The sequence below is a fragment of the Kitasatospora sp. NPDC086801 genome (assembly GCF_044745805.1).
GTDB lineage: Bacteria > Actinomycetota > Actinomycetes > Streptomycetales > Streptomycetaceae > Kitasatospora.
On sequence record NZ_JBIVAX010000045.1, the window covers coordinates 39,159 to 56,823 of the forward strand.

Here is a 17,665-nt window from a genome sequence, read left to right on the forward strand (position 1 = left end):
TGACCTGCTGACAATTGTCACGGGTGACCGGTGCGGCAGCACACTGCCGGGCGGGGCCGGCGCGCGGACAGCATGGGGGCATGACCTCCAGCGATGTGATGAGCCACCCCGACACCGTTCGGGCCTTCCGCACCGTCAGGCGGCTGGTGTTCGCCTACCTGGGCCTCAGCGTCGTCACCCTGGCCGCCGCCTACGCCCTGCGCGACCACCCCGACCTGGTGAACCCGGCCGTGTGGATCCGCGGCACCCTCGTCGTGGCCAGCGCCGTGGTCACGTACCTGTTCACCACCCGGGCCGCCCGCGGCTCGCACGGGGCGTACCGGCGGCTGCGGATCGTCTCGGCCGTCATGATCGCCGCGATCGTCGTGATCATCTGCGCGCCGGGGACCTTCCCGTTCTGGTTGAAGGCCGAGCAGGCCCTGTGCGGGCTGGTGCTGGCGGGGGTGGCCGCCGTGGTCAACGGACGCCACCTGCGTACCCTGTTCGCGCGATCCGACGCGACGTGAGGCAGGCGAGGGTGGAGGACGAGGACACACCAGCGGCCAGCCCCGGGCCCGCCGCTGCGGAACGCGCCGCCGGGGAGCGCGCCCCGCAGCGGTGGACGCAGGGCTGGCGGCGGATCACGCTGGGCGCCGGAATGCTGGTCTACCCGTGCCTGACCGCCGTCGCCATGAGCGGCACCGTGTCCGGGGCGGCCCTGGTCGCCGGGTACGCGGTCGTCGCCGCGTTCTGCCTCTGCTTCGTCCTCGCCGCCACCGCCATGATCCACCGCCGGCGGCGGCAGGTGCTCCTGCTGCTGGCGGTGATGAGCGCGCTGTGCCTGGCCGCGCTGCCGTCCGCCCACCAGAACGCCTTCTACCTCGCCACCGTCGTCGCCTCCTACGCCGCCGTGCTGTGGCGCCGCCACGCCACCCGGGTGGTCGTCGCCGCCGCCCTGGCCGCGCTGCTGGTGCCCTGGGCGGTGCCCGCCTGGCACACCGGGCCCGGCACGTTCCAGGCGCTGGCGCTGCTGTTCACCGCACTCACCACGGGGGCGTTCGCGGAGATCGCCGCCACCAACCAGGCCCTGGTGGCGGCCCGCGCCGAGGTGGCCCGGCTGGCCTCGGAGGCGGAGCGCAACCGGATCGCGCGCGACCTGCACGACCTGCTCGGGCACTCGCTCACCGCGATCACCGTCAAATCCCGCCTGGCCCAGCGCCTCGCCGCCAAGGACCCCGACCAGTCGCTGGCGGAGATGGCCGCGGTGGAGTCGCTGTCCCGCCAGGCGCTGGCCGACGTCCGGGCCGCCGTCACCGGCTACCGCGACGTCACGCTGGCCGGCGAACTGGCGCGCGGGCGCGAACTGCTGCGCGCCGCCGGGGTGGTCGCCGACCTGCCGACGTCCACCGACCCCGTCGCCACGCAGGACGGGGAACTGTTCGGCTGGGTGGTGCGCGAGGGACTGACCAACGTGGTCCGCCACGCCCGGGCCGGCCGCTGCACCGTCACCGTCACCGGCTCCTCGGTGGAGATCCGCGACGACGGGGTGGGAGCGGGAGGCGGGACCGGCGGGACCGGCGAGGGCAGCGGGGTCGGGAGGGGCCTGACGGGGCTGCGGGAACGGGTCGCGGCGGCCGGCGGTACCGTCGAAGCCGGCCCGCTGGGCCCGCGCGGGTGGCGGCTGCTGGTCACCGTCCCGCCGGGCGCCCGCGGCGGGCGGCGCAACCCCGCCCGGAAAGGGACGACATGACGATCCGCCTGCTGCTCGCCGAGGACCAGGAACTGGTCCGCACCGCGCTGTGCGCCCTGCTCGACCTGGAGGACGGCTTCGAGGTGGTCGCCGCCGTCGGACGCGGTGACCAGGTCGTCGACGCGGCCCGCGAACACCGGCCCGACGTGGCCCTGCTGGACATCGAGATGCCCGGCCTCGACGGCCTGGCCGCCGCCGCCGTCCTGGCCCAGCAGGTGCCCGGCTGCCGGGTCGTCATCCTGACCACCTTCGGACGCGCCGGCTACCTGCGCCGGGCGATGGAGGCGGGCGCGCTGGGCTTCGTCGTCAAGGACGCGCCGGCCGAGGTCCTGGCCGACGCCATCCGCCGGGTCGCGGCGGGCGAACGGGTGGTGGACCCGGATCTGGCCGCGGCCACCCTGGCCGCCGGCGCCTCCCCGCTCACCGCCCGCGAACGGGACGTGCTGAACGCCTCCCGCTCCGGGGCCGGCGTCGCCGAGATCGCCGGCAAGCTCTACCTCTCGGAGGGCACCGTGCGCAACTACTTCTCCTCCGCCATCGCCAAGACCGCCACCCGCAACCGCACCGAGGCCCTGCGCACCGCCGACGAGCGCGGCTGGCTCTGACACCGCCGGGCGACGGGCGCAGGGCTGCCGGAGGCGGGCGTCAGAGCCGCTCGACGGTGACCTTGGTGATCACGACGTCCTCCAGGGGGCGTTCGCCGTCGGTGGGGACGGCCGCGATCGCGTCGACCACGGCCCGGGAATCGGCGTCGGCGACCTGGCCGAAGATGGTGTGGCGGCGGTTCAGGTGGGCGGGCGTGCCGACGGTGATGAAGAACTGCGAACCGTTGGTGCCCGGGCCGGAGTTGGCCATGGCGAGCAGGTAGGGCTTGGTGAAGTGCAGTTCGGGGTGGAACTCGTCGGCGAAGGCGTAGCCCGGACCGCCGGTGCCGCTGCCGGTGGGGTCGCCGCCCTGGACCATGAAGCCGGCCACCACGCGGTGGAAGAGCGTGCCGTCGTAGTACGGGCCGCTACCGGGCCCGCCGGTGCGCGGGTCGGTGTACTCCCGGGAGCCCTCGGCGAGTTCGACGAAGTTGCGGACCGTCTTCGGCGCGTGGAACTGGAACAGCTCCAGCCGGATCGGGCCCAGGGTGGTGTGCAGGGTCGCGAACAGGCCCTTGGCCATGGCGGACTCCTTTGCTCGGATGGTCAGTTGGGGGCGGAAACCGGCTCTACGGGGCCGAAGTCGCGGAAGGTGCCGTAGGTGCGCGTCGGGGTGCCCCTGATCTCGACGCGCTGGTCGAAGCGCGCGATGCGGCCCTGGGCGTCGATCCACTGGTCGAGCGGGAAGGACGTCACGCCCATGCCCTTGAGGTTGCGGCGGGGGCGGCGTCGTCGTCGTTGCAGCCCGCTGGCGAGCTGAGGGAGAGCACGGTCACGGCGGCGGCCAGGGCGGCGGTGCGGCGGTGCGGCGGTGCGGCGGTGCGGCGGATCGTCAAGAAAAGTCTCCGGTCGAGGGATCGGTGTCGGCATCCTGGCACACGGCGGGGTCGCGATCGCACCCGGCGCCGGGCCTGGGGCACGGGTCGGGGCGCCGGGCCTGGGACGCCGGTCGGACGGATCCCGCGCGGCGCCGACTCCCCTGCGGGACACGCCGGGTGTCCACGTGCATGGCGGATCGGCCCGGTTTCGGGCGGGTCGGGGGTGCGGGCCGGAGCTGCGGGTTGAGAGGATCGGCCCGGCAACGGGATGGACGGGAAAGGGGTGGGGCGTGGTCGGTACCGTACTGGTCGGTGTCCTGGTGATCGTGGTCGGCGGATGCGTGTGCGTGGTGTGGGCCGAACACGGCGGCCCCCGCTGGGTGCGCGCCGTGGCGTCCGCGACGCTCGCCTCGGGGTCCCTGCTGCGCCGCTTCCAGCGCAGCAGGCGCCGGAGCCGGAGCCGGAGCCTGGGGAGCGGCGAGGGCGGCGACGGCGGCGACTAGGAGCACCTGCTTTGCTCGTTGTTCCGGGCATGGGGCGGGGAGATCTGACGGATGCCGAGTGGGAACGGCTGCGGCCGTTCCTGCCGGTCAGCAACAGGCGTTGTGGCCGGTGGCGGGACCATCGGCAGGTGATCGACGGGATCCTGCACCGGCCGCGGACCGGTGTGCACTGGTGTGATCTGCCCGAGCGGTTCGGGCCCTGGAAAACGGTCCATGAACGCCACCGGCTGTGGTCGGCCGACGGGACATGGGGAACCGGACCGATCCGCCGCCGGCCCTGGCCTCAAAGGGGGCTGGGCCCGGGGAACACCAGGGCGAGACGCCGTGGCAGAGCCTCGTCGCCCGCCTGGTGAAGGTGGTGGTGGAGGCGAGGGCCTTGGCCGCTCGCGGGGCGGGTTCACCAGCAAGGTCCACCTGAGCGCGGACGGCCGGTGCCGCCCGCTGTCCCTGGTCGTCACGCCGGGGCAGCGGGCGGACTGCACGCAGTTCGAGCCGGTACTGGAGAAGATCCGTGTCCCGCGGACAGGGCCGGGCAGGCCCCGGAAGACGCCCGACAGCGTGGCCGCCGACAAGGCCTACAGCAGCGGCCCGTGCCGCGCCTACCTGCGCAGGCGCGGCATCCGGCACACGATCCCGGAGAAGGCGGACAGTCAGGCCGCCCGCCTGCGCAAAGGCTCACGCGGCGGGTGCCCACCGGCCTTCGATGAGAAGCGGTACAAGAGGCGCAACACCGTCGAACGGGCCATCAACAAGCTCAAGCACGCCCGAGCGGTCGCAACCCGATACGACAAGCGCGGATACGTCTACCTCGGCGCCGTCGCCGCAGCCGCTCTCGTCATCTGGCTCCGCACATGATCGCCCGGACAGCTCCGCTTGGTACTCCAGTGAGAGTTCTCCATTGGGCCCCGCTCACCAGGTCACGGGCAGTGACCGCATCCCGTAGATGAACGACTCGGTACGGAACTCGCGCTCGCCGGTCAGCCGCAGCCCCGGCAGCCGGCGGAACAGCGTCTCCAGGGCGATCTGGAGTTCGACGCGGGCCAGCGGCTGGCCCAGGCACTGGTGTACGCCGAAGCCGAACGCCAGGTGCCGCCGGGCGTCCCGGTCCAGGTCCAGCTCGTCCGTCGCCCGATGGCCGGCGCCGCCGAACACCGCCTCGTCCCGGTTGGCGGTGGAGAGCATCGCCATCACGCCCTCCCCGGCCCGGACGGTGACGCCGCCCAGCTCCACGTCCTCCAGCGCCACCCGGGGCAGGCCGGTGTGCACGATGGTCAGCAGCCGCAACAGCTCCTCCACCGCGCCCGGCAGGGTGGCCGGGTCGGCCAGGCCGGGGATCTGCTCGGGGTGCTCCAGCAGCAGCGCGGTCGACAGCGAGATCATGTTCGCGGTCGTCTCGTGCCCGGCGATCAGCAGCAGCACGCCCATGCCGGCCACGTCGTCCGGGGTCAGGTCGTCCCGCGCCGCGAGTCGGCTGAGGGCATCGTCCTCCGGTTGTGCGCGCTTGCGGGCCGTCAGGTCGCGAAGGTAGTCCCGGACCTCCTCCTGGGCCTCCCGGAGCTGCTCCACGGTGCTCTCCCGGCTGAGCATCGTGCGGCTCAGGCCCTGGAAGCGGTCGTGGTCCTCGTACGGCACGCCGAGCAGCAGGCAGATCGCCAGCGAGGGCACCGGCAGCGCGAAGTCGGTGACCAGGTCGGCCGTGGTCCGGCCCGCGGTCATCCGGTCCAGTGCCTCGTCCACAATCCGCTGGATCTCCGGGCGCAGCGCCTCCACCCGCTTGACCAGGAATTCCCCGGTGATCATGCGGCGCTGGCGGGCGTGCTCGGGGTCGTCCAGCCGCAGGAAGTCCGGATTGTCGGTGATCAGCTCGCGAGCGCCGGCGACCAGCAGCGGGAAGGCCGGGTGGCGTATGTCGGCACTGAACCGGCGGTCGGACAGCACGGTGCGGACCTCGGCGAAGCCGGTGACCAGCCAGCAGAGGTCTCCGTCGGGCAGCTCGGCCCTGGTCACCGGCCCGGTGGCGGCGGCCTCGGAGTACGCGGGCGGCGGGCCGAACGGGCAGCCACCGGAGTGCCGGGCCGGCAGCGGGAGGACGGGGGTGGTGGATGCGGTGGTCACGGCGGGGGTCTCCTCGCGTCGCGGGTGTTCTCGTGGGGTTCGGGGGCCCGGGCAGGTTCCCGGCGCGGCCTGCGGGGCCGGCGGCGGGGGTCCGTCAGGCCCCGGTCCGCGCGGGCTCGTCCCCGGTGACGGTGATCGCCCGGCCCGGGCAGAGCTCGGAGGCGAGTCTGACGTCGTCGAACTGCTCGGGCAGCAGGACGGTCTGACGGAGTCTCACGAGACTGTCCCGGTCGTCCTGGTCGAAGACCGCGGGGGCGTTCATCACGCACATGCCGGAGCTGCAGCAACTGTCCCGGTCGACGCTCACCTGCATGTCGGGCACCTTTCGCCAGGGCGGCGCCGGCTGCCCGGCGGCCGCCTCTCGTTGTCACGGTCAACCTAGCCGTCGCTGGTCCGTTCACGGAGGGATACGATGGCCGGATCGAGAATGGCTGACTCGGCCCCTGTGTGTGAACCCCCATTGCGGCGCAATGCGTTTTAACCAGCGGTACTTCGCCGGACGGGTCGGCGGACCCGGCCGCGCGGACGGCCTCACAAGCCTTCGGCGGTGGCCAACTCCCGTACGGAGGCCACCGTGTCGGCCTCGGCGGCGCTCTTGTCCGGCCGGTAGCGCACCACCCGGGCGAACCGCAGGGCCAGCCCGGCGGGGTAGCGGGGGCTGCGCTGGAGGCCGTCGAAGGCGACCTCGACGACCAGTTCCGGCCGGACCAGCACCGTCCGGGCGTCCCGCCCAGTCTCCCGGGCGAGCAACTCGGCGGTCTGCCAGGCGAGCGTCCGCTCGGTCAGTCCCTTGAAGGTCTTGCCGAGCATCACCCACGGGCCGAGCCCCGGCTCGCCGGCCGCCCGGGCGCCCGGGCGGCCGGCGAGGCCCTCGGACGGTCCCGAGGTGGTCGGAGGGATCCGGGCGGTCGAGGTGCGGGCCTCGGACTTCTTCGGCCCCGGGGTGACGGACGGCGGGCACCTGGCCTCGCGGGTGATGCCGGGCCTGCTGAAGGGCCGGAGCGTCGCGGTGCTCGGCGACCCGGACGCGCCGCACAGCTGGACGTACCTGCCGGACGTGGCGCGGGCGTTGGCCGAGGTCGCGGGTGAGGAGCAGGCCTGGGGGCGGGCCTGGCACGTGCCGACGGCCCCCGCGCTGCCGGTGCGCGCGATGGTGGAGCGGCTGGCCGCGCAGGCGGGCGTCGGCCCGGTCGCGGTGCGCGGGCTGCCGCGGGCGCTGCTGGGCGCGGCGGGGCTGTTCTCTCCGCTGCTGCGTGAACTGCGGGAGGTCCGTTACCAGTTCGACCGCCCGTTCGTGGTGGACGCCGCCGCCTACGAGGCCGCGTTCGCGGTGCGCGCGACCCCGCTGGAGGAGCAGGTCGAGGCGACGGTGCGGTGGTGGCGCGAGCGGGCGCAGGGGCGTTGAGCCCCTGCGCCGGTCAGTGCTTGAGGGCGTAGGAGCCGCGGTAGCCGGCGGGCACGCCCCGGGCGAAGACCACGCCGGCGGTCATGTGGCGGGTGCGCAGCGGGTCCGGCGGGTGCCGGGGGCGGGCCCGGCGGGTGGCCGGGGGCGGGCCCGGCGGGTGGCCGGGGGCGGGCCCGGCGGGTGGCCGGGTCGTGGCGGTGTCCTGGGCGGCGGGTCGTCAGGTCGTGGCGGTGTCCTGGACGGCGGGTGCCGGGCGGGTGGCGGCGGGTGCGGCCTCGGCGGGTGGGGCCGGGATGGTGGCGGCGACCGCGGCAGCGGCCAGGGCCACGCCGCAGCCGATCAGCAGGCCGACCTTGAAGCCGCTCTCCGAGGGCAGGGTGTGGCCGCCGAGGGTGGTGGTCAGCTGGGCGAGGACCACGCCGACCACGGCGGCGGAGACGGAGGTGCCGAGCGAGCGCATCAGGGTGTTGAAGCTGTTCGCGGACGCCGTCTCGGACAGCGGCACCGCGCTCATGATCAGTGCGGGCATCGCGCCGTAGGCCAGGCCGACGCCGCCGTTGCACACCAGCGTCACGACCAGGACGCCCCAGGTGGAGCCGATGAGCACCATCGAGAGTCCGTACCCGGCGGCGATCGCGAGGGCGCCGGCGACCAGGGTGAACTTGGGGCCGCGTGCGGCCGACAGGCGTGCGCCCAGTGGTGAGACGGCCATCATCATCAGGCCGGAGGGCGCCATCCACAGGCCCATCGCCAGCATCGACCGGCCCAGGCCGTAGCCGGTGGCCTCGGGGAGTTGGAGCAGTTGCGGGATGATCAGCGCCTGCGCGTACATGCCGAAGCCGACCAGGACGGATGCCGCGTTGGTCAGCAGGACCCGGGGGCGGGCCGTGACCCGAAGGTCCACCAGCGGTTCGGCGCAGCACAGTTCCCACCGGCCCCAGGCGAGGAGCAGGACGGCGGCGGCGGTGAACAGGCCGAGGGTGCGGGGGTCGGTCCAGCCCCAGTCGGCGCCCTTGGAGACGGGGAGCAGCAGGCAGACCAGGCCGGCGCCCAGGCCGGCCGCGCCGACGGGGTCGAAGCGGCCGGCGGCTGGGCGCCGGGCGGGGGCGGGGACGAGGAAGCCGATCATCGCGGCGACGACGAGGGTGAGGGCGGCGGCGCCCCAGAACAGGGCCCGCCAGCTGGCGTACTGGGCGACGGCGGCGGCGATCGGCAGGCCGAGGCCGCCGCCGATCCCCATCGAGGCGCTGACCAGGGCGATGGCGGAGCCGAGCCGTTCGGGTGGCAGGACGTCGCGCAGCAGGCTGATGCCGAGCGGGACGACGCCCATGCCCATGCCCTGGAGGCCGCGGCCGATGATCATCGGGACGGCCGCGGAGGCGAGCGCGCACAGGACCGATCCGATGAACAGCGGTACGCAGCAGGCCAGGAGCATGCGGCGTTTGCCCAGCAGGTCGCCCAGGCGTCCGCTGATCGGGACGAAGACGGCGCCGGCGAGCAGGGTCGCGGTGATCGCCCAGGAGGCGTTGGACGGCGCGGTGTGCAGCAGTCGGGGCAGTTCGCCGATCAGCGGGGTGACCAGGGTCTGCATGATCGCGGCCACGGTGCCGGTGAAGGCGAGGGTGGCGACGATGCCGGTGGTGGGGGCGGCGGGGGCGGTCGTGCCGCCGGGCTGGGGGCCGTCCATGGCGGGGCTCCTCGGGGACGGGATGTGTATCGTGCACATCATGTGCATCGAGCACACTACATGGCCGGATGGTCACACCCCTTTGCCATACTGGGCAAGGCCCGCGAACCCGCAGGTCAGCGCTGCGGTGATGAGGGTGAAGGGCGAAGGACGACGGCATGGGCGAACGTACGCACCTGGTCGAGTTCGAGTACATGGTGCTCGGCCGCCACCACTACCTGAGCCAGTCCGCCGCCCGCCCGCGCGGCAGCACCCTGGAACGCAGCGCGTACATCCTGCTCAGCCGCATCCGCATCCAGGGCCCGATGTCCATCGGCGAGCTGAGCGAGGCCTTCAACCTCGACGCCTCCACCCTCAACCGGCAGACCGCCGCCATGACCCGCGCCGGCCTGGTCGAGCGGATCGCCGACCCCGACGGCGGGATGGCCCGCAAGTTCCGCCTCACCGACGAGGGCGACCGCCGCCTCGACGAGGAGCGCGAGGCCCACGTGGAGGCCCTGGACCGGGTGATGGCCGACTGGTCCGCCCAGGACGTCACCGCCTTCGCCGCCTACCTGCGCCGCTTCAACACCGACATCGAGCACCTCGACGGCCGCCCCTGGCCGCGCCCCTGACCGGGCGGGGTGCCGGACGGCCCCCCAGAAAGCTGGGATACCGGCGATTGATCGGACGCTGACAGGCTGACGGCGGCGGACGGACCGGGCGGCCCGGGGGGCCCTCCGGCCCGGCCGCCGCCCCTCGTCGTCTCCCCTCCTTGGAGAGCACTGTGCGTTCGCTAGTCCGGCGTATCGTCCTCGGCATCGCGCTCGCCCTGACCGGCCTGGTGCTGGTCCCCGGCGGCGCGGCCTCGGCCGACACCCCCTCGACGGTCCTGTTCAACCAGAAGTCCGAGCGCTGTCCCGACGGCGTGCTGACGGGCACGCGCCTGCACCCCTGCGCGCCGGCCGACAGCCCGGGCCAGTGGACGTTCAAGCCCGTCCCGGGCCTGCCGAGCGTCTACACCCTCAACAACACCAACGACCAGCACTACTGCCTGACCGCCGACTACACCCCCTCCAGCTCCGGGTGCGTCGCCAACGAAACCTCGCAGATGTGGCGGGTCACGCCGTGGACCGCGGCCGACAGCACGTCGAGGTACGACCTGGTCGGGATACGGTTGCAGAACATCTCCACCTCCCAGTGCCTGGACAACACCGAGCACAGGATCGGCGGCGGCGGCTGGCGGCTCTACATGTTCCCGTGCAACGACGGCGGGTACCAGGAGTGGGACATCTACCGCAGCACCTACGAGGCCCTGTTCGGCCGCGTCGCCACCCACAACGGCATGACCTGGGCCACCCTTGAGCAGCGCGCCGACAACGTCGTGCACGTCGGCTACGACAACAACAGCAACCCGTACACCGGCGACACCCCCGCCTCCGCGCAGCTGCCCGTGCTGTGCCTCAAGCAGGACGGCCGCCCCGCCCCCGCCGGCGTGCCCACCAGCGGCTACCACAGCTGGGCCGGCGGCGAGGTGAAGGCCACCGTCCCCACCTCCGGCAACCAGCTCTCCAGCCGGGCCGCCGCCGACCAGCTCTGCGCCGGCTACTTCGGCACCGGCTTCCGGATGGCCGAGTTCCACGACGGCACGGGCTGGGGCCTGTGGGCCAACGGCACCCTGCCCGCCGGCACCCGCTTCTGGACCGCCGTCAACGACCAGTCGGCCAACCCCTGGAGCTGACCGCACCCGGACGGGGGAGGGCGGGCGCCGACCCCGGCGCCCGCCCCTTCTCATTGCCGATGTGCGCACCGACCCCGAGTCGGCCACCTGGTTTCCGGCGGTGCCGATCAGGTCGCGCGCTGGCCGTGGAGGAGGACGGGCAGCGCGCGGCCCGCCAACGCCTCGGTGGCACGGGCGGCTTGGGAGGGCGCCATGACGTCGGGGAGCCGGCGGACGGGGACGAAGCGGGCGCCGAACAGGCCGCTGCGGTGCTGCGGCGGGACGGTGAGGCGGGTGTCGTCGCGCACGGTGCCGCCGTCGAAGACCAGGTTGAGGCGCTCCAGGTGGCGGTCGGCGGGGGTGAAGTCGACGGCCAGGACGTCGGCGAGGCGCAGGTTGAGGCCGGTCTCGGCGCGCAGGTTGCGGGCGGCGGCGAGGTTGGGGGACTCGTTGGGCTGGGCGGCGCCGCCCGGGAGGATCAGGCCGTCCATGTAGTCCGGGTCGACGAGGAGGACGTCGCCGCGCGGGTTTCGGACGAGGACGAGGCAGCCGAGCCGGCACACCGGCGGCTTGGCGAGGAGGCGGGGGTCTTGCATCGGGCGGTTCACCTTCTGAGGGCGGCGAGGAGCAGGAGGGAGAAGCCGGCCCACCAGAGCAGGCGGGCGAGGAGTTCAGTCGTCATGCGTCAGGCGCTCGTAGCGCAGCCCCTTGCGGAGCAGGTCGACGACCCGCAGGAGCGCGGACGGGTGGGCGCAGCCGAGGCTGATCAGGTAGCAGCCCGTCCTGCGGCCGTGCTCCCAGTCCACCTCGACGGACGGCAACGTGACGCCGCCCAGGGCGAGGACGGTCGTCAGGTCGTCGAGGACGTCGGCCGCCTGGCGCCGCTGGTCGGCGGTCACGCGGGAGAGCATCGAGGACACGCTCACTCCCCCGGCCGCTTGTGGACCTCGAAGACGCGCCAGGTACTCCAGGCGTCGGAGAAGGAGCCGAACCCGCTGAGCTCACCGTCCGGTTGGCGCAGCCACTCCCGGGTGACCTCGTTGCGGACCCGGTAGCACCGGGCCTCCGGGTCCCAGCGGACGCCGTAGCCGTGGAGGCGGGGCACTTGGTCATGGGCCATGAGGAAACCCTCCGCGATCGACGTTTCACGTTCTGTGCACATGGTGGCCCGACATCACCTAGCATCGGAAGCGAAGATGGACTTGTCTTCCAGGGCATCCACGTTGGAGCACCCATGGTGAACATCAGGGAAATCGATCCAGAGTCAAGCCGCTGGGCCCCCTTCGGAGTGCTGCTTCGCAGGTCACGAGTGGCGGCTGGCCTCACCCAGGGCCAGCTTGCGAGGCGCATCGGGTGCCACCCGTCCACGATCTCGGTCGCTGAAACTGCCACGAAGCAGGTGTCGAGACGATTCGCCGAGAAGGCGGACGAAGTCCTCGGGACCCACGGCTCCCTGACGCTGATGTGGCTTCAGGCCTCCAACAGTGCCGGTCTCGCCGAGGGATTCGCCGAGTTCACCAAGCACGAGACCCAGGCCACGGAGATAAGGCTGTTCGAAATCGGCCTCATCCCAGGGTTGTTCCAGACCCGAGCCTATGCCGAGGCCGAGTTGGCCGGTGCCGTGGATCTGGGCGAGGTCACCGCCGACCAGGCCGAGGAACGTCTCAACTTCCGGATGGCTCGGCAGAAGTTCCTGGAGCGCACGCCCCCGCCCCTGGTCTTCGTCGCCCTCGACGAGAGTGCTCTTCGATGGCAGCTCGGTGGTCCCGCCGTCATGGCGGAACAGCTCCAGCGGCTCGAAGACCTGGCAGAAGGGCTGCCGAACGTCCTGGTGCAGGTCGTCCCCTTCACCATGGGGGTCCACCGGTCGTTCCGCTCAGCCGTCACGCTGCTGACCGTCGGGGACAACACCCAGTTCGGGTACACCGAGACACTGCACCGGGGTTTCCTCGAACGCGATCGGGCCACTGTCGTGACGTGGCGCAGGAGATACGATCGCCTTCAGGTAGACGCGCCGCCCAGGGCCGAGTCCCTGGCCATGATCAGAAGCATCCGGAAGGAACTGGCACCATGAGCTCCCGCCCCGACCTGTCCTCTGCCCACTGGGTCAAGTCCTCCCACAGCTCCGACGGGGGTCAGTGCATCGAGGTCGCGCCCGGCTTCCCGAGCGTCATGCCCGTCCGCGACTCCAAGGACCCCCACGGCCCGGCCCTCGTCTTCCCCGCCGACGCCTGGCAGGCCTTCGTCACCGCCGTCCGCACGGGAGAATTCGGCACCAACTGATGCTGCTCGATGGTGCCGCCGACCCGGGCCGGGGCGGCGGCGCCTGACGGTGTCGCTCTGGATCCGGCAGCCCTTCGCTTGCATGGGAAGAAGGAGCACGGAGCGGTGAACTCATCGAGGATGCAGAGGGTGTTGCCGCTTGCCGCAGGTCGTGCTCTCCTCAGGGCCATGGCCCTGTCGCCCCGGGGCCCAGGGCGATGATCAGGCGCATCTCACAGGAGTTCGGTCGTGCCAGCAGGGAACCAGGAGAGATGGCGGCCCCCGCCTCAACTTCCCACCAGCCGCTTGGCAGACATTCATCACCGCCATCCGAGCCGGGGAGTTCAGCACCAACTGATCCACCTATGCGGCGCAGCCATCGCGGATGGCTGCGCCGCACAACCCAGGACCCCAAGCATCCGGAAGGAACTGGCACCATGAGCTCCCGCCCCGACCTGTCCTCTGCCCACTGGGTCAAGTCCTCCCACAGCACCGACGGGGGTCAGTGCATCGAGGTCGCGCCCGGCTTCCCGAGCGTCATGCCCGTCCGCGACTCCAAGTACCCCCACGGCCCGGCCCTCGTCTTCCCCGCCGACGCCTGGCAGGCCTTCGTCTCCTCTCTGTATTCGTACGGAGAGGTTCTCGTGGCGGCCACGACATCAACAGGGACGGAACGTCCTAGTTTTGGGATCTAGTCAGCCAGCCCCAGGGAGCGGGCGAGCCTCTTCAGGCCGGGCGGGCGCGCCGGGCCTGCCCAGAGGTCGGAGACGATGGCCACGGCGAGGGTGTGGTGCCGCACCCAGCCCGGCGCTACTCGCTGGAGCTTCTCCAGGGTCGACACCGCTCCCGCCGCGTCCCCCATGTCCGTGTACGCGCGTGCCACGTCCAGAAGCAGCCAGGTCCGCCAGGACACCGGGGTGTCGTTGCTGAGCCGGATTCCCTTCGCAAGCCCCAAGGCTTCCTCCGGCCGGGCGAATTGGACCGCGAGCCGAACCCGCTCGATGCGCACCGAGGAACTGTTGAACACGCTGACCATCCGGCCGTCGGCCGAGGCAGGAAGCTTTGAAAGGCGTCTGGTCGCTTGCTCTGCGGTCAGCATCATCTCGGATGCTCCGTCATAGTCGCCGCTTCGGGCCGCGCTGGTCGCTGCGGACATGATCAGTCCGCCCCACACCTTGAGCCCCTCCGCCTTCGACGAGTGCTCGTTCTCCACTCCGTCCGCTGCGTGGATGGCCAGCGTCTGCGCGTCGCCGAGCCGGTTCTGGCGCTGATACGCCCAGGCCACCGAGTTGCAGATCATCGCCCCCAGCAGCGGGTCTTCCGCCGAGTCCGCTGCCGCTATTGCCCGTTCGAGACTGGACAGGCCGAGATCCGTCTTCCCGAGACGGATCGCGAGATGCCCGCCCAGTTGGAGAGCCTTGCCTAGCGCATGGTTACCGGCCAGGCGGTCCTCACCGCGGCCCACGGCCGCGGCGAGGCGGGCATCCGCGATTATCGTCGGCAATGTCTCCATGACCCTGCCGAAGTCGGCCGCGTGATACAGGGTCCAGGCCTCTGCGATCTCGCCACGCAGCAGCGGAATCGACAACTTCTCCACACCGTCCGCCACCGGCAGCTGCGTGAACAAGGGCGGCATGATCGCCCGCCGCACCGCGACCAGGCCAGGCGGGTCCGCATCACCTGTCGACGGCACCGCCGGCGGATCACCCAGCAACGCAGTCAGCTCAACACCAAGCCCCTTGGCCAGCGCGTGAAGTGTCGGAAGCCGCGCCGAATGCTTCCGCAGCTGCTCAAGCTTCCGAACCACATCCACCGACACACCCGACTTCTCAGCCAGGCCCTCCTGCGTCAGACCGGCCAAGCGCCGCAGCCGCTTGACCCGATCCCCAAGATGATCGCTCGCCATACTCCCGACACTACGCGCACGCACGCCCCGACCAGCGCGAGTCACCAACCCCGCACCCCAACTCACCACCCGCGCGCCGCCGCCCCTACGCAGGGGCGGCGGCCGGGAAGCCTGACCCGGCGCCGGAGTGGAAAGTCATCCCCATCGACTTCCCACTCCCCCCGCAGGAGGCAACGCGATGGCAACCACCTGGCGCAAGAGTCCGCACAGTGGCCAGGGCGGCGAATGCATCGAGGTGGCCGAGGGTTTCGCCAACGTGACACCCGTCCGCGATTCCAAGGACCCCGACGGCCCGGACCTCCTCTTCCCCGCCGAGGACTCGAGCGAGAAATCGCAGGCGCCGCCAAGGGGCTTCTCGTACCCTCGTCCTCACCGGTTCGCCGAATAGCCACTGAGGATTGTGTGAAGCACTTCGATCTCCACGCCAGGATTCCGTTGCTCGTGAAGACCATGGCCGCTGCCGACCACAGCCCGGATGCTCAGCTGATACAGACACGCCACCGCGCTTCACTCGTGGAGAGCTGGGACATCGAGCCCGGATCCACCGTCCTCGAACTGAGTTGCGGGCAGGGCGATATGACCGCCGTCCTCGCGGAGGCTGTCGGACCCCAGGGACGCGTGGTGGCCGTCGATGTCGCCGATCCGACCTACGGGGCGCCGGTCACGCTCGGGGAATCGGCGGCCCGGCTCGCGGCGAGCCCGGTCGGGCCGCGCATCGACTTCCGCTTGAGCACGGATGTCCGCGACCTGTCGGTCGACTTCCCCTCCGACGCCTTCGACCACGTCGTGCTCGCCCACTGCTCCTGGTACTTCGCCTCACTCGGGCAGCTGCGCGACACGCTGGCCCGGGTGCGGCCCTGGGCGCGGCGGCTGTGGTTCACCGAGTGGGACCTGACGCCCTCCTGCGGCGACCAGGTGGCGCACCTGCTCGCAGTATTGATCCAGGGCCAGATCGAGGCTGCAGGCTCACACGGCGAGGGCAACATCCGCACGTCCTTCTCCCGCGAGGCGCTGCTGCGGCTCCTGCCTGAGGCGGGCTGGACAGCTGACGGCGACGGGCCGGTCGACACCGATGCACTCCAGGACGCGGACTGGGAGATCACCGCCTGTCTCGACCTGATCGCCGGAGGAGAACGGTTGGCCGCGCTGTCCGAACCGGTACGGCAACTCGTCCTCAGCCAGAGCGACGTCCTGCGGGCCGTCGCCGCACCGCATGGCAACCGCCCGCTCGCGGCCTACTGGGTCACCGCACGCTGAAGTGCCACCCCGGCCAAACCTTCCGACCTCAGTCGGATCCCGCAGCCCTTGCACTTCCGCAACCCAGCCGGCCCGGCCCGGCGCCCTCGAACACCGAACCAGGTCAGAGCTTCAGGCTACCCAAGGCGAGCGCCCTGGGACTCCCAGGCGATGATCAGGGGCATCTCACAGGAGTTCGGTCGTGCCAGCAGGGAACCAGGAGAGATGGCGGAAGAGCAGCCATAGCAACAACGATGGCGGCGCCTGCGTCGAAGTGGATGACGCCCACCCTGGTCGGGTTCGGGACAGCAAGGACCCCGACGGCCCCCGCCTCAACTTCCCACCAGCCGCTTGGCAGGCATTCATCACCGCCATCCGAGCCGGTGAATTCGGCGCCAGCTGACGTCGCTCGATGGTGCCGCCGACCCGGGCCGGGGCGGCGGCGCCTGACGGTGTCGCTCTGGATGACGAGCCGACGCTGAACCACATCTGCCCAGACGGTGGGCGAGCCTGGCGAGGCACGGCCTGCGGTGGCTCGACGCCCCCGACGGCCCCGAACTCGGCGGTGGGAACGGGTGCCGGGGTCAGCGCACCAGGCGAGGGGGGCTCTCACAGTACCTGTATCACCAGGGTCTCCCAGACGTTCAAAACGCCTGTCACCATGGACACACACCGCAGCTTCAACCCCATCGGTTCAATTCAGCTGCCCCGAATGCGCGACCGTGTCGGCGAATTCTTCCACGACAGAACAGACGGAGACCAATGGCGGACAACCAATTCACCACTCACGCGGAACTTTTCGATCTGAGTGGGAAGTACGCCCTTGTCACCGGCGGCACCAGGGGAATCGGGCTGATGATAGCGCGCGGCCTTCTCCAGGCGGGCGCCCGCGTCGTCATCAGCTCGCGCAAGGCAGACGCGTGCGCGGAGGCACAGCATCTGCTGTCCGAATTCGGCGACGTTCGAGCAATCCCCGCCGACCTGTCCGGGCGCGACGAGTGTCAGCGCCTCGCCGATCTTGTCCAGGTCGACTCGGAACGCCTGGACATCCTTGTCAACAACGCGGGAGCGATGTGGCGCGAACCGCTGGCGACGTTCCCGGACGAGGCCTGGGACGCAGTGATCGACCTCAACCTCAAGTCGCCGTTCTGGCTGGTGCAGGCGCTGCTCCCCGCACTTCGCAGGGCGGGCACCGCCGATGATCCCGCGCGGATCATCAACATCGGCAGTATCGCCGCCATCCACGTCGCCCAGTCGCCCAACTACTCGTACGCCAGCAACAAAGCGGCACTCCATCAACTCACCAGAGTGCTTGCCAGGGAGCTGGGCCCACAGCACGTCACGGTGAACGCGGTAGCACCGGGAGTGTTCCCGTCGCGGATGATGGCGTCCACGCTCGATGCCATCGGCGACACGATCGCGGCGGCGGCCCCTCTGCGCCGGCTCGGCCGCGACGACGACATGGCGGGTGTCGCCGTGTTTCTCGCCAGCCGGGCCGGGTCCTACCTCACGGGCACCATCATCCCGGTGGACGGCGGCATCGCGACGACCGCATCGGGTACCCCTTAGTACTCCAGCTGTAGATCGCTCTTTGGGCTGCTGGTGCCTACGCTTTCCGCGGTTTGCGGCGCTTGCCGCAGCTGCCGTGTGGCCGGTTCCGG

24 protein-coding genes and 2 pseudogenes are annotated in these 17,665 nt (G+C 71.6%); 15 read left to right on the forward strand and 11 right to left on the reverse strand.

The genetic code is table 11. The features are described from left to right. Positions 1 to 80 precede the first annotated feature (80 nt). From ACIPLC_RS32355 to ACIPLC_RS32365, 3 genes are read left to right on the forward strand one after another with little or no spacing between them, the layout of a single operon-like run. Positions 81 to 506 (forward strand): hypothetical protein, encoded by a 426-nt coding sequence (locus ACIPLC_RS32355; RefSeq protein ID WP_400476599.1) that lies wholly within the window; start codon positions 81 to 83, stop codon positions 504 to 506. Next, complete coding sequence (locus tag ACIPLC_RS32360) at positions 503 to 1,729, forward strand: sensor histidine kinase (RefSeq protein WP_400476600.1); 1,227 nt, start codon at positions 503 to 505, stop codon at positions 1,727 to 1,729. The genes ACIPLC_RS32355 and ACIPLC_RS32360 overlap by 4 nt, the downstream gene beginning before the upstream one ends. After that, positions 1,726 to 2,334 carry a response regulator gene (locus ACIPLC_RS32365; protein WP_400476601.1) on the forward strand — a complete coding sequence of 203 codons (609 nt, stop codon included), beginning with the start codon at positions 1,726 to 1,728 and terminating at the stop codon, positions 2,332 to 2,334. Before ACIPLC_RS32360 ends, ACIPLC_RS32365 begins: the two co-directional genes overlap by 4 nt. 40 nt (positions 2,335 to 2,374) lie before the next feature. Here the strand turns inward: ACIPLC_RS32365 and ACIPLC_RS32370 are convergent, their stop codons facing one another. From ACIPLC_RS32370 to ACIPLC_RS32380, 3 genes are read right to left on the reverse strand one after another with little or no spacing between them, the layout of a single operon-like run. After that, entirely contained in the window at positions 2,375 to 2,896 is a 522-nt protein-coding gene (locus tag ACIPLC_RS32370) for a peptidylprolyl isomerase (protein WP_400476602.1), read from the reverse strand. Between the two features lie 23 nt (positions 2,897 to 2,919). Beyond that, positions 2,920 to 3,075, reverse strand: a complete 156-nt coding sequence (locus ACIPLC_RS32375) for a hypothetical protein (protein WP_400476603.1) — start codon at positions 3,073 to 3,075, stop codon at positions 2,920 to 2,922. Beyond that, positions 3,066 to 3,209, reverse strand: coding sequence for a hypothetical protein (locus ACIPLC_RS32380; RefSeq protein WP_400476604.1), 144 nt, complete (start codon positions 3,207 to 3,209; stop codon positions 3,066 to 3,068). Before ACIPLC_RS32380 ends, ACIPLC_RS32375 begins: the two co-directional genes overlap by 10 nt. Before the next feature lie 272 nt (positions 3,210 to 3,481). Here ACIPLC_RS32380 and ACIPLC_RS32385 point away from each other — a divergent pair, with 272 nt between their 5' ends. Together ACIPLC_RS32385 and ACIPLC_RS32390 are read left to right on the forward strand one after the other, a co-directional pair. After that, complete coding sequence (locus ACIPLC_RS32385) at positions 3,482 to 3,694, forward strand: hypothetical protein (RefSeq protein ID WP_400476605.1); 213 nt, start codon at positions 3,482 to 3,484, stop codon at positions 3,692 to 3,694. A 29-nt stretch (positions 3,695 to 3,723) separates the two neighbouring features. Continuing rightward, a protein-coding gene (locus ACIPLC_RS32390; RefSeq protein ID WP_400476623.1) for an IS5 family transposase occupies positions 3,724 to 4,549 on the forward strand; the annotation gives its coding sequence in 2 pieces (ribosomal slippage) (positions 3,724 to 3,971 and positions 3,970 to 4,549; 828 coding nt in all). A 54-nt stretch (positions 4,550 to 4,603) separates the two neighbouring features. On the opposite strand, the gene ACIPLC_RS32395 is transcribed toward ACIPLC_RS32390, so the two are convergent. The 3 genes and pseudogenes from ACIPLC_RS32395 to ACIPLC_RS32405 all read right to left on the reverse strand — a co-directional run. After that, positions 4,604 to 5,809, reverse strand: a complete 1,206-nt coding sequence (locus tag ACIPLC_RS32395; protein WP_400476606.1) for a cytochrome P450 — start codon at positions 5,807 to 5,809, stop codon at positions 4,604 to 4,606. A 94-nt stretch (positions 5,810 to 5,903) separates the two neighbouring features. Next, entirely contained in the window at positions 5,904 to 6,122 is a 219-nt protein-coding gene (locus ACIPLC_RS32400; RefSeq protein WP_400476607.1) for a ferredoxin, read from the reverse strand. 218 nt (positions 6,123 to 6,340) lie between these two features. Next, positions 6,341 to 6,661 (reverse strand): annotated as a pseudogene (locus tag ACIPLC_RS32405) (ATP-dependent DNA ligase); the annotation flags it as partial. Positions 6,662 to 6,701: 40 nt separating this feature from the next. On the opposite strand from ACIPLC_RS32405, the pseudogene ACIPLC_RS32410 reads away from it, so the two are divergent. Next, positions 6,702 to 7,214, forward strand: a pseudogene (locus tag ACIPLC_RS32410) (NAD-dependent epimerase/dehydratase family protein); the annotation flags it as partial. 217 nt (positions 7,215 to 7,431) lie between these two features. Here ACIPLC_RS32410 and ACIPLC_RS32415 read toward each other — a convergent pair. Next, positions 7,432 to 8,901, reverse strand: a complete 1,470-nt coding sequence (locus tag ACIPLC_RS32415; protein ID WP_400476608.1) for an MFS transporter — start codon at positions 8,899 to 8,901, stop codon at positions 7,432 to 7,434. Between the two features lie 158 nt (positions 8,902 to 9,059). Between ACIPLC_RS32415 and ACIPLC_RS32420 the strand changes: the two genes are divergently transcribed. Together ACIPLC_RS32420 and ACIPLC_RS32425 are read left to right on the forward strand one after the other, a co-directional pair. Beyond that, positions 9,060 to 9,515 carry a MarR family winged helix-turn-helix transcriptional regulator gene (locus ACIPLC_RS32420; protein ID WP_400476609.1) on the forward strand — a complete coding sequence of 152 codons (456 nt, stop codon included), beginning with the start codon at positions 9,060 to 9,062 and terminating at the stop codon, positions 9,513 to 9,515. A 152-nt stretch (positions 9,516 to 9,667) separates the two neighbouring features. Next, positions 9,668 to 10,621 carry a hypothetical protein gene (locus ACIPLC_RS32425; protein WP_400476610.1) on the forward strand — a complete coding sequence of 318 codons (954 nt, stop codon included), beginning with the start codon at positions 9,668 to 9,670 and terminating at the stop codon, positions 10,619 to 10,621. 107 nt (positions 10,622 to 10,728) lie between these two features. Here the strand turns inward: ACIPLC_RS32425 and ACIPLC_RS32430 are convergent, their stop codons facing one another. From ACIPLC_RS32430 to ACIPLC_RS32440, 3 genes are all read right to left on the reverse strand, one after another. Further along, entirely contained in the window at positions 10,729 to 11,196 is a 468-nt protein-coding gene (locus tag ACIPLC_RS32430; RefSeq protein ID WP_400476611.1) for an NUDIX domain-containing protein, read from the reverse strand. 75 nt (positions 11,197 to 11,271) lie between these two features. Further along, positions 11,272 to 11,511, reverse strand: a complete 240-nt coding sequence (locus ACIPLC_RS32435; protein ID WP_400476612.1) for a hypothetical protein — start codon at positions 11,509 to 11,511, stop codon at positions 11,272 to 11,274. Positions 11,512 to 11,522: 11 nt separating this feature from the next. Next, positions 11,523 to 11,720 carry a hypothetical protein gene (locus ACIPLC_RS32440; protein ID WP_400476613.1) on the reverse strand — a complete coding sequence of 66 codons (198 nt, stop codon included), beginning with the start codon at positions 11,718 to 11,720 and terminating at the stop codon, positions 11,523 to 11,525. 114 nt (positions 11,721 to 11,834) lie between these two features. Between ACIPLC_RS32440 and ACIPLC_RS32445 the strand changes: the two genes are divergently transcribed. The 3 genes from ACIPLC_RS32445 (at position 11,835) to ACIPLC_RS32455 (ending at position 13,557) form a co-directional block, all read left to right on the forward strand. Continuing rightward, on the forward strand, positions 11,835 to 12,674 hold the full coding sequence (locus ACIPLC_RS32445) for a helix-turn-helix transcriptional regulator (protein ID WP_400476614.1): 840 nt from the start codon (positions 11,835 to 11,837) through the stop codon (positions 12,672 to 12,674). Beyond that, positions 12,671 to 12,883, forward strand: coding sequence for a DUF397 domain-containing protein (locus ACIPLC_RS32450; RefSeq protein ID WP_400476615.1), 213 nt, complete (start codon positions 12,671 to 12,673; stop codon positions 12,881 to 12,883). The genes ACIPLC_RS32445 and ACIPLC_RS32450 overlap by 4 nt, the downstream gene beginning before the upstream one ends. Positions 12,884 to 13,299: 416 nt before the next feature. Further along, positions 13,300 to 13,557: a DUF397 domain-containing protein gene (locus ACIPLC_RS32455; protein WP_400476616.1), complete on the forward strand. Its 258-nt coding sequence runs from the start codon at positions 13,300 to 13,302 to the stop codon at positions 13,555 to 13,557. Here the strand turns inward: ACIPLC_RS32455 and ACIPLC_RS32460 are convergent. Continuing rightward, a complete protein-coding gene (locus ACIPLC_RS32460; protein ID WP_400476617.1) occupies positions 13,554 to 14,768 on the reverse strand; it encodes a helix-turn-helix domain-containing protein in 1,215 nt (404 codons plus the stop codon). The genes ACIPLC_RS32455 and ACIPLC_RS32460 overlap by 4 nt on opposite strands. Before the next feature lie 178 nt (positions 14,769 to 14,946). On the opposite strand from ACIPLC_RS32460, the gene ACIPLC_RS32465 reads away from it, so the two are divergent. The 4 genes from ACIPLC_RS32465 (at position 14,947) to ACIPLC_RS32480 (ending at position 17,573) form a co-directional block, all read left to right on the forward strand. Then, positions 14,947 to 15,156 carry a DUF397 domain-containing protein gene (locus ACIPLC_RS32465; RefSeq protein WP_400476618.1) on the forward strand — a complete coding sequence of 70 codons (210 nt, stop codon included), beginning with the start codon at positions 14,947 to 14,949 and terminating at the stop codon, positions 15,154 to 15,156. A gap of 62 nt (positions 15,157 to 15,218) precedes the next feature. Further along, positions 15,219 to 16,025, forward strand: a complete 807-nt coding sequence (locus ACIPLC_RS32470; RefSeq protein ID WP_400476619.1) for a class I SAM-dependent methyltransferase — start codon at positions 15,219 to 15,221, stop codon at positions 16,023 to 16,025. A gap of 181 nt (positions 16,026 to 16,206) precedes the next feature. After that, the gene (locus ACIPLC_RS32475; RefSeq protein ID WP_400476620.1) at positions 16,207 to 16,407 is read left to right on the forward strand and encodes a DUF397 domain-containing protein; all 201 of its coding nucleotides are present in this window, start codon (positions 16,207 to 16,209) and stop codon (positions 16,405 to 16,407) included. A gap of 359 nt (positions 16,408 to 16,766) precedes the next feature. Further along, positions 16,767 to 17,573 carry an SDR family oxidoreductase gene (locus ACIPLC_RS32480; RefSeq protein WP_400476621.1) on the forward strand — a complete coding sequence of 269 codons (807 nt, stop codon included), beginning with the start codon at positions 16,767 to 16,769 and terminating at the stop codon, positions 17,571 to 17,573. The last annotated feature ends 92 nt before the right edge of the window (positions 17,574 to 17,665 follow it).